We start from the raw sequence: 9,713 nt of genomic DNA on the forward strand, positions 1-9,713 counted from the left end.
CGCAGCCGCATTTTGCCCGGCGGCCATGGCCACCTTGCCCGTGTCGCTCAGCGAGCCGATTTTCTCGATGCGGTCGATCTCGATGCGCGCCAGTTCGGCGGCATGCGCCTGCTGTGCCAGCAAGGCTTCATATTCACCCTTCCAGCGCGCGTAATCGCTTTCGCGCTGCTGCGCCATGGCCAGCAAGTCGCGCTGCCATTGCGCTTCCTGCTCCAGCTGGCGCAGTTGCTGGCGCTGTTCCTCGATGGCCAGCGCGTCGAGCTGCGCCAGCTGCGATTGCTGTTGCAGCTGGCGCGCGTGCACGCCGTCGGCCTCGATGGTGCGCAGCAGCTTTTCCTGCTGCGCGATGGCGTCCTCGCGCGCGCCGCCGCGCCGCCGCGCCGCGACTTTCTCCGCGATCTCCGCCGCCTGCACCTGGGCCGCTTCATCCTTGTGCGCCTCGGCGCGCAGCAGTTCGCGCTGACGCGCCAGTTGCATCTGGTCTTCCCACTCCTGCACCCGCTCCGCCTCGCGCTTGCGCGCCGCGTTGGCCAGCATCAGGCCCTGCCAGGCAGCCTGGTGCTGCTCGGCCTCCAGCTGTGCCTCGCGCTGGGCCGCATCCGCTTCCGCCTGGCGCAGGCGCGCCAGCTGGGTGCGGCGACCCGTCTCGTCGTCGATCAGCAGCGCGCTTTCAATCTGCTGCGCGATCGATTGCAAGTGGACTTGATGGGTAAAGCGCTGCTGCGCCAGCTGGATCTGCTCGCGCCCATGCAGTTGCGACAATTCCAGCTCGCTGCGCATCTTGATGGCTGCCAGCGCCCGCACATGTTCCCAGTTGGCCGCTTCATCTGCGCGCTGCGCGCCCTTTTGCGCCAGTTCCTGTTCCAGCTCGCCCAGCGCCAGCGCGGCGCCACGGTCGAGCGCCTGGCGCCGCGATTTCGCTTCCAGGATGCGCCCATACAGGTCGATCTGGCGCCCGCGCAGCGCTTGCAGGCGCTCCGCTTCCTGGTGGCCCAATTCGGCTTTTTCCAGCGTCGCGTCCTGCTGCAGTTCCGCGCGGCGGTGCGCATGGCGGGCCGCCTGTTCTTCGCGCCGGATGCGCTGCCACTCTTCCTCGTCATACAGCTGGTCGAGCTGCTTCATGCGTTCCAGGCTGTGCTGCTCCAGTTCCTGCGCCGGCAAGCCGCCCAGCCACAGGGTGCCGATGGCTGCGTCGGCGTTGCCCTCGCGCTTGTCGTGCCGCAGGCTGATCGTTTCCACCCGCGCCACGGCCAGGCCGCTGGGCGCAAGGCGCTGTGTCAGGGCCGATTGCAGGCGTTCGTTCAATTCGGGCCGCAAGTCGGCATTCGCGTCCATCTCGCGCAGCGCGCGGCTGCCGATGAATTCCAGCGTAATCTGACGCACGGACGGCAACAGCAAGGCGTGCAGGTGGGCGCGCGTGACAGCACCCGGCGCGCGCATGAACTGGCGCGCAAAGGCATCGGGCTGGCCCAGCGTGATATCCACGCACAGGGACGCGGCAACGTTGAGCAGCTCCGTGCTGGCCAGGCCGGGCAGGTCGAATTCCAGGCTGACGGCAGCGGCGCGCGCGATCAGCACTTCGGCCGGTCGCGCCGGCAGCAGCGCGGGCAGGCGCGCAAAGAAAGCGGTGCTGTCATAGTCGCCGGCCGGTATCAAGGTGAAAGCGTCCGATTGCACGATCCAGGCGCGCGACTCGGCCGGCACCTGCAGGCGGCGCGCCGTGCTGCCGAACAGCGAGGACAGTTCGCGCACGCCAAAGAACAGGGCTAATTGACCCTCGGCAAGGTGCCATTGATTGGCATGCAGCACCGCATCGCTGTCGGGGGCGCCCAGCGACAAGCCGCATTGCGCGCAATAGCCGGCGGCGGCGCCGTTCTTGTGCTCGCAGCGCGGGCAGCGGGCGCCGCCAAAACCAAACAATTGGAACATGTGTGACTCCTGATGAGAATGATTGTGTGCGCAAGCATGCGCAACACCGCTGCCATGCCGATTCTAGCAGGACAGCTGGCGCAGCACTTGCCGCGCGCCACGTGTGCGCAAGCAGCCACTACACTGCGTAGTATCAAATAATGCCATGCGGCAAGTGCATTCATATGCACGGATACAGGGCAAATTAGGCCTCAATTCAAGCGCTCGCCCTCCAGCCCGCTACGCAGGCATTTCAACGCCGTTTTTTTGCAGGCCATCCCGCCAAAACCACGGCTGGTCGCATCTGCATGGCGCGGCGGCGCGCACGTGGCTACAGTGCATGCATACCCACCCGCCCCCTGAAAGGAACGATCATGAACACGCCCAAAAATGCCCTGAAAAACATGGAAGCCATCTTCACCGTCGCCGTCGCCATCGCCTGCGGCGCCAGCTATGCCAGCTTCAGCCAGCCACAGGCCGCGCAAAGCGCCGCTGCGGCGCAGAAAAACGCCATGCCTGTCGTGGTGGTCAGCGCCAGGCGCCTGACGGAACAGGAAAAGAAAATCTCCCTGATCGAAGAGCGGCAAGTCTTGCTGGGCAATGCCACCGCCAGCAACTTGTGAGCCATCGATGTTGACACCACGCCGCCTGGCGCCAGCTTGAATACCGCCGCGCCAGGCCGCCATTTGTATCTGCCACAGATACACGGACATGCAGCATTGTGTCAATTGTAATAAGTTGAATCAAAGGCGATCAGCACGCCACCAAGCGCCTATAGTCCATTTCAAGCAATCACCGAAATGGAGCACAGCATGAAACCCATCACACTTTACGCAGCAGCCATGCTAGCGATCAGCGCCGCAGCCTTCCTGCCCGCGCAGGCCATGGCACAGAATCAGCTCGGCGTCAGTATTGTCGTGGGCAACGCCCCGCCTCCGCCACGCTTTGAAAGCGTGCCCGCGCCGCGCGCCGGTTATGTCTGGGCACCGGGCTACTGGAACTGGGATGGCCAGCGTCACGTCTGGTCGGGTGGCGAATGGCTGCGCGAACGCGGTGGCAACCAGTACCGCCGCGCCGCCTGGATACAAGAGAACAAGCGCTGGCGCCTGGATCGTGGCGGCTGGGTTGCCGCGCAAGTGCAGCCCGTGCGCTATGACGAGATCCGCATCGCCCCGCCAGCGCCGCGCCGCGAAGCTATCCCGCGCGCGCGTCACGGCTACCTCTGGGCGCCCGGACACTGGGAATGGCGCAGCCAGCGCTACGCCTGGACGCCAGGCGTGTGGATAGCCGAACGCCCAGGCTACGTGTATGCGCCGACCTCGTGGAAGCAGCGCGATGGCCGCTGGCAGATGGAGCAAGGCCGCTGGTCGCCACGCGGCCCGAACGGTGACCGCGACCACGACGGCATCCCCAACCGCTATGACCGCGACAATGGCAACCGCCACGACCGCGATGGCGATGGCATTCCGAACCGCGACGACCGCAGGCCCGATAATCCGCGCCGCCACTAAGCAGCGAGCACCCAGGCCACCCCTCGCGGTGGCCTTGTCATTGTCCCGACACATCCGTGTATTAGAATCGCGCGACGATCAATCACACTGCGCGAGAAAGATTCACGATGGCGATGGAAACTGCCGGCTTTACTTACGGCTCGGATACCTCGGGCCTGGTCTGGGGCTTCCTGTTTGGCCGCGAAGCGCAGCCGCTGGCGCTGGACTCGACGGCCGCGCTGGCCTGGCTGGCCGATGGCGCGACCAGGCCGGCGCAGGAATTTGTCTGGCTGCATTTCAATCTGTCGCATGCTGCCAGCGAAAAATGGCTGATGACGCATACGCAGCTGGCCGACGAATTCTATGAGACCCTGCACCAGGGGTCGCGTTCGACGCGCATCGAACAGGCGGAAAACACCCTGATCGCCGTGGTCAACGATGTGGTGCACAATTTTTCGTTCGAAGCGTCCGACATTTCCACCATGTGGGCCAGCGTGGCGCAAAACCTCGTCATCACGGCGCGCCGCGCGCCGCTGCAATCGATCGAACGCTTGCGCCAGGCCGTCATCAAGAACCACGAGCCGATCCGCTCGTCGGTGGAACTGCTGATCCATCTGCTGCGCGACCAGGCCGACGTGCTGGTCAATATCGTGCGCGATGCCGTGGCGCGCGTCGACGATATCGAGGACCACTTGCTGGCCGGGCGCCTGGTGCCCAAGCGTGAAGACCTGGGCGCCATGCGGCGCGTGCTGGTGCGGCTGCAGCGCCTGCTGGCGCCGGAACCGGCAGCCCTGTTCCGCCTGCTGCAACGCCCGCCTGCGTGGGTATCAGAACTGGACAGCCTGGAATTGCGCCAGTCGACGGAGGAATTTTCCGTGGTGCTCAGCGATATGTCGTCCTTGCAGGAACGCATCAAGCTGCTGCAGGAAGAGATTGCCGCCAGCGTCAACGAAGAAAACAGCCGCAGCCTCTTCGTGCTGACCATCGTCACCGTACTGGCCTTGCCGATCAATATCATCGCCGGCATGCTGGGCATGAATGTGGGGGGGATTCCGCTGGCCCAGCACCCGCAGGGTTTCTGGATCATCGTCGCCATCATCGTCACGTTCACGGTCGTGGCGGGATGGCTGGTGGTGCGCGTGCAGAGAAACAGTTAAATCCGGTCCAGGCACGGCCTTGCAGGCGAACGGCAGGCGCCGTCCGCCATCACTGCTTAGCGGTGGTATTCGCCGGCCCGTTCAGGCTGGTACACGATTTCATCGATCTTGACCTTCACCACGCCGCCCGGCATGGGCCAGGCGATGCTGTCGCCTACGGATAGGCCCAGCAGCGCGCTGCCGACTGGCGCCAGCACGGAAATGCGGTCGGCCTGGCCTTCCACATCCTTAGGATACACAAGCGTCAGGCAAAACTCTTCCTTATTTTCCACCGTGAAGCGCACGGTGGAATTCATCGTCACCACGGTCGGGGGAATTTCTTGCGGTTCGAGCACCTCGGCACGACCCAGCTCATCGAGCAAGGCGGCCTTGTCCGGCGACAAGTTATTTCCCAAGGCATACAACAACGCTTCCAGTCGTTCCAGGTCTTGTGACGACAAAATAATTTTTGGTTTTTTTTCCAAGATATCCTCACTATTGATCATCAGGGCGGCGTCCGGTTTTGCTGGCGGCAGCTTACCTGGCCGCGGCAGACAAAACAAACAGCATCAGGACGTCCATCATCAGCGGATTATGGACGAACTCGCCGAGCAAGGCCATAGCGTTCGCGCATTCTTCATTAAAATTTATTAAAATCAATGACTTGCAAGGGACTATACGGACAAAAAAGTTAATCCGCGCCTAACTACCCACGGGCCTGGAAGTTATTCTTCATGGCATTTTGTTTATTGTCAGCAGGTTTTGAAGGAAAAAAACCAGCGGGCAAAAAAAGGATTAAAATTCAACCAGAATTATTATTAGAAAGACATGCCCCGCCTTTTCCGCCTGCCTTTCGGCTTGCCTGCTGCCACCGGCCTGCGGCAGGTACACAAAATTGCCGCGCGCCCTGTACTTTCACGCTGCAAAATGACAATATGCCGGCCTTAACAACACGTTGAGAGTTCCGGCTCACTTCGGTTTTCATCAGACTGGAACGTAAAGTATGGCAGGGCGAGGCAGGATCACACGGGGCGGCGGCAAGCGGGGCCGGCAGGAGAAAGCGTCATGATGGCGCCATTCATGCTGCCGTCGGCGCAATGGCGCGGCGACCGGATTGCCAGGCTGAACTTGCTGGCCGCAGCGGCCATGCTGGCCATGGCCAGCCTGCTGCTGATCGTCTTCCAGTTGTTTTCCCTCCAGGCATCCTTCCAGCGCACCCTGCGCATCCAGGCCGACATGCTGGCGCCCGCCGCCACCCAGGCCATGCGCCAGGAGAATCGACTTGCGGCGCAACAAGTCCTCGCTTCCTTCGCCGCCGCCCCGCATGTCCGGCTAGCATTGCTCTACAGCCCGTATGGCGCGCCATTTGCCCGCTACGCGCGCAGCATCACCGAGGCCGCGCCCGCAGCACCGCGCGACGGCCTGCAGATCGATTACCTGGACGGCAACGCCGCCATCTTGAAGGCCTTGCCCGGTGGCGGCGCGCTATACCTGCGCGCCAGCCTGGCGCCGCTGTACGCCAGCCTGGCACGATTTTCCGCCTTCACCCTGCTGGTCTGCCTGTGCGCGTTCGGCCTGACGATGCTGATGGTGCGCCGCACGCGCACCGCCGCCCAGCACGCGGAAAGCCATTTGCACTACCTGGCCCACGTCGACCCGGTCACGCAGTTGCCGAACCGCCATGAGTTCAACGACGCGCTGGCCTACGCGCTGGCGCGCGCCGACCGCCAGGATACCAGCGCAGGCCTGCTTCTGCTGGACCTGGACAACTTCAAGATCGTCAACGATACCCTGGGCCACCACTGCGGCGACCAGCTGCTCAAGCTCGTGTCCGAGCGCCTGGTGGCCATCCTGCGCGGCACCGACATCATCTGCCGCATCGGCGGCGACGAATTCGTCGTCATCGTCGAACCTGCCGACGACGCCTCGGAAATGGCCAGCGTGGCGCGCAAGATCCTCGCCGTGCTGGCCGCGCCGTTCGACCTCGAAGGCCACCAGCTATATGTCAGCGCCAGCATCGGCGTGAGCCTGTATCCATTCGACGCGCAAGACGTGGCCACCCTGACGCGCAATGCCGATACGGCCATGTATCACGCCAAGCACCAGGGCAAGAACCGCTACGCCGTGTTCCAGTCAGAAATGGAACTGCGCGCGCAGCGCCGCCTGCGCATGGAAGCGAACCTGCGCCGCGCGCTGCAGAACCAGGAACTGTACTTGCACTACCAGCCGCAGATCGACCTGCGCAGCGGACGCATCGTCGGCGTGGAAGCGCTGATACGCTGGAACTGCCGCGACATGGGCCAGCTGAGTCCCGCCGAATTCATCCCCGTGGCCGAAGAAAGCGGCATCATCGTCGACCTGGGACGCTGGGTGCTGCAAAGCGCCTGCCGCCAGGCTGCCCTCTGGTGCAAGGCTGGCTTGCTCGATTCACTCGAACACGTGGCCGTCAACCTGTCGGCTTGCCAGGCGCGTGACCAGGGGCTGATGGACGATATCCGCGCCATCCTGAACGAAACGCAGTTGCCGCATGGTTTGCTGGAGCTGGAAATCACGGAAGGCGTCTTGATGGACAATGTCAACGCCAACGTGGAACTGATGCGGCGCCTGCAGGAAACGGGCATCCACCTGTCGGTCGATGATTTCGGCACCGGTTATTCCTCGATGTCCTACCTGAAGCGCCTGCCCATCGACCAGCTGAAAATCGACCGCAGCTTCGTGCACGACCTGCCCGGCGACGGCGAAGCCATCGTCACAGCCATCATCGCCATGGCGCACAGCCTGCACCTGAAGGTGGTGGCCGAAGGCGTGGAAACGCTGCAGCAGGTGGAGTTTTTGCGAAAAGCCGGCTGCGACAATGTGCAGGGCTTTTTCTTTGCGCATCCGATGACGGCGGCGCAGTTGACGGCATTGCTGCTGGAGCGGCGCGACTGGAGTACGCGCACCGTCATGACTGCATAAAAAAAGGCAGAACCGCTGGTTCTGCCTCTCAAGCTTACTGCCGATGCATCAAGCCAGCTTGGCCGAGTGTTCCCGCGTCGCATGGAACGTCAGCTTCGGCCAGCGCTCTTCCGTCAGGCGCAGGTTGACGCCCGACGTGGCCAGGTAAGCCATGTTGCCGGCCGCATCGTAGGCCACGTTGTGGCCCAGCGCGTTTTCGAAGTCCTGCAGGATGCGCTTGTCGTCGCAGCTGACCCAGCGGGCGCTGCTGATGCTGGTGCCTTCGAACACGGCGTCCACGCCATATTCGTTGAGCAAACGGCTGGCCACCACTTCGAACTGCAGCACGCCGACGGCGCCAAGCACCAGTTCACCACCTTGCACCGGCTTGAACACTTGTACCGCGCCCTCCTCGCCCAGCTGCTGCAAGCCCTTGTGCAACTGCTTGATCTTCAGCGGATTACGGATGCGCACCGAGCGGAAGAAGTCCGGCGCAAAGTACGGGATGCCCGTGAAGGTCAGCATCTCGCCCTCGGAAAAACTGTCGCCAATCTGCATGTTGCCGTGGTTTGGCAAGCCGATGATGTCTCCCGCGTACGCTTCTTCCACCTGTTCGCGCGACGATGCCATGAAGGTCACCACGTTCGACACCTTGATCTCGCGCCCCAGGCGCAAGTGCTTGACCTTCATGCCGCGCTCAAAACGTCCCGAGCACACGCGCAGGAAAGCGATGCGGTCGCGGTGGGCCGGGTCCATATTCGCCTGTATCTTGAAGACGAAACCGGTAAATGGCTGCTCGGAGGGAGCCACCGAACGCACGGTCGCGTCGCGTTCGCGCGGCGCCGGCGCCCAGTCGACCAGCGCCGAGAGAATCTCGCGCACGCCGAAGTTGTTGATGGCCGAACCGAAGAACACGGGCGTCTGCACGCCGGAGAGGAATTCTTCCAGATTGAACGGGTTCGAGGCGCCGTGCACCAGTTCCACTTCCATGCGCAACTGATCCATCTCCAGCGGGAACATCTCCTGCAGGCGCGGGTTGTCGATGCCCTTGATGATTTCGAAGGCGCCGTCAGCCTTCTCTTCACCGGCCTTGAACAGCATGATCTCGTCGTTCAGCAGGTGATACACGCCGCGGAAGTTCTTGCCCATGCCGATAGGCCAGGTGACGGGCGCGCACTGGATCTTCAGCACCGACTCGAGTTCGTCGAGCAGGTCCAGCGGATCGCGCGTCTCGCGGTCCATCTTGTTCATGAACGTGACGATGGGCGTATTGCGCATGCGGCACACGGCCAGCAGCTTGATCGTCTGCGCTTCCACGCCCTTGGCCGCGTCGATCACCATCAGCGCCGAGTCGACTGCCGTCAGCACGCGATAGGTATCTTCCGAGAAGTCCTGGTGGCCGGGGGTGTCGAGCAGGTTGACGACGTGGTCGCGGAATTCGAACTGCATTACCGAGGAAGCGACGGAAATGCCGCGCTGCTTCTCGATCTCCATCCAGTCCGACGTCGCGTGGCGGCCCGATTTTCGGGCCTTGACGGTACCGGCCATCTGGATCGCGCCCGAGAACAGCAGCAGTTTTTCCGTCAGCGTGGTCTTACCCGCATCCGGGTGGGAAATGATGCCGAAGGTGCGGCGGCGCTGCACTTCGCGCGCGATCACGGCCGGCGCCTTGCTGCTGACGGCACCGCCGGCGGAATCGGCTGCGTTGTCAGTGGAATCGGGGGTAGTGATGTCGTTCTCGTTGGCCATATTGGTGACCATAATATGGCCCTCGCAAAAAACCCTCGATTTTACAGAAGGATCGGCCTTCCGTGTGAACTGCTTCACTCTGGCGAAAAGCCAAATAGCCCACTTCATCAAGGGGTCACAATCCACAGGCAACATTGCACTGCAGAAATGTTGCCACTCTTCCCTGGAAACCCGATGAAAATGCTCCTCACTCCCGCCATCCGACTCATGCAGCGCTTGCGCCTGCTGCCCAAATTCATGCTTGTCTGCCTGGTCTTCCTGCTGCCGCTGGCGCTGGCGACCACCCTGCTGATCTCGGAGCTGGGCAAATCGCTGGCCCAGGCGCAGGAGGCGCAACTGGGCGTGACCTATGTGCGCCAGTTGCAGGAAGGCACGCGGCTGCTGCAGCAGCGGCGCGGTCTCGAGCATTTGCGCCTGAGCGGCAAGGCAGGCATGGACAACACGGCCCTGAATGCACGCATTACGGCTACGCTGGCCGCTCTGGCGCGCTTGC

Annotated in this window: 8 protein-coding genes and 1 pseudogene; 6 read left to right on the forward strand and 3 right to left on the reverse strand. The window is 62.9% G+C overall.

The genetic code is table 11. The features are described 5' to 3' along the window. Positions 1 to 1,929 (reverse strand): hypothetical protein (locus K0F85_RS00305; RefSeq protein WP_257572425.1); only part of this gene is annotated, 1,929 nt, incomplete at its 3' end. A gap of 353 nt (positions 1,930 to 2,282) precedes the next feature. On the opposite strand from K0F85_RS00305, the gene K0F85_RS00310 reads away from it, so the two are divergent. From K0F85_RS00310 to K0F85_RS00320, 3 genes are all read left to right on the forward strand, one after another. Continuing rightward, the gene (locus K0F85_RS00310; RefSeq protein WP_219114043.1) at positions 2,283 to 2,531 is read left to right on the forward strand and encodes a hypothetical protein; all 249 of its coding nucleotides are present in this window, start codon (positions 2,283 to 2,285) and stop codon (positions 2,529 to 2,531) included. A gap of 189 nt (positions 2,532 to 2,720) precedes the next feature. After that, a complete protein-coding gene (locus tag K0F85_RS28455) occupies positions 2,721 to 3,419 on the forward strand; it encodes a hypothetical protein (protein ID WP_257572426.1) in 699 nt (232 codons plus the stop codon). Positions 3,420 to 3,526: 107 nt separating this feature from the next. Beyond that, the gene (locus K0F85_RS00320) at positions 3,527 to 4,555 is read left to right on the forward strand and encodes a transporter (protein WP_219114044.1); all 1,029 of its coding nucleotides are present in this window, start codon (positions 3,527 to 3,529) and stop codon (positions 4,553 to 4,555) included. A gap of 56 nt (positions 4,556 to 4,611) precedes the next feature. On the opposite strand, the gene rnk is transcribed toward K0F85_RS00320, so the two are convergent. Then, complete coding sequence (gene rnk / locus K0F85_RS00325; RefSeq protein WP_219114045.1) at positions 4,612 to 5,019, reverse strand: nucleoside diphosphate kinase regulator; 408 nt, start codon at positions 5,017 to 5,019, stop codon at positions 4,612 to 4,614. A gap of 249 nt (positions 5,020 to 5,268) precedes the next feature. Between rnk and K0F85_RS00330 the strand changes: the two genes are divergently transcribed. Together K0F85_RS00330 and K0F85_RS00335 are read left to right on the forward strand one after the other, a co-directional pair. Next, entirely contained in the window at positions 5,269 to 5,493 is a 225-nt protein-coding gene (locus tag K0F85_RS00330) for a hypothetical protein (protein WP_219114046.1), read from the forward strand. Positions 5,494 to 5,599: 106 nt separating this feature from the next. Beyond that, positions 5,600 to 7,492 carry a bifunctional diguanylate cyclase/phosphodiesterase gene (locus tag K0F85_RS00335; protein WP_219114047.1) on the forward strand — a complete coding sequence of 631 codons (1,893 nt, stop codon included), beginning with the start codon at positions 5,600 to 5,602 and terminating at the stop codon, positions 7,490 to 7,492. Positions 7,493 to 7,540: 48 nt separating this feature from the next. Here K0F85_RS00335 and K0F85_RS00340 read toward each other — a convergent pair whose 3' ends face one another. Then, complete coding sequence (locus K0F85_RS00340) at positions 7,541 to 9,220, reverse strand: peptide chain release factor 3 (protein WP_219114475.1); 1,680 nt, start codon at positions 9,218 to 9,220, stop codon at positions 7,541 to 7,543. 174 nt (positions 9,221 to 9,394) lie between these two features. Here K0F85_RS00340 and K0F85_RS00345 point away from each other — a divergent pair. Beyond that, positions 9,395 to 9,713, forward strand: a pseudogene (locus K0F85_RS00345) (methyl-accepting chemotaxis protein); the annotation flags it as partial.

Source organism: Janthinobacterium sp. UMAB-56 (genome assembly GCF_900095265.1).
Lineage (GTDB): Bacteria > Pseudomonadota > Gammaproteobacteria > Burkholderiales > Burkholderiaceae_D > Janthinobacterium.

Coding starts and splice junctions, on each gene's coding strand:
- K0F85_RS00340 (WP_219114475.1), bottom strand. CDS start 9,220: ATGGCCAACGAGAACGACATCACTACCCCCGATTCCACTGACAACGCA.
- K0F85_RS28455 (WP_257572426.1), top strand. CDS start 2,721: ATGAAACCCATCACACTTTACGCAGCAGCCATGCTAGCGATCAGCGCC.
- K0F85_RS00310 (WP_219114043.1), top strand. CDS start 2,283: ATGAACACGCCCAAAAATGCCCTGAAAAACATGGAAGCCATCTTCACC.
- K0F85_RS00335 (WP_219114047.1), top strand. CDS start 5,600: ATGATGGCGCCATTCATGCTGCCGTCGGCGCAATGGCGCGGCGACCGG.
- K0F85_RS00330 (WP_219114046.1), top strand. CDS start 5,269: ATGGCATTTTGTTTATTGTCAGCAGGTTTTGAAGGAAAAAAACCAGCG.
- K0F85_RS00320 (WP_219114044.1), top strand. CDS start 3,527: ATGGCGATGGAAACTGCCGGCTTTACTTACGGCTCGGATACCTCGGGC.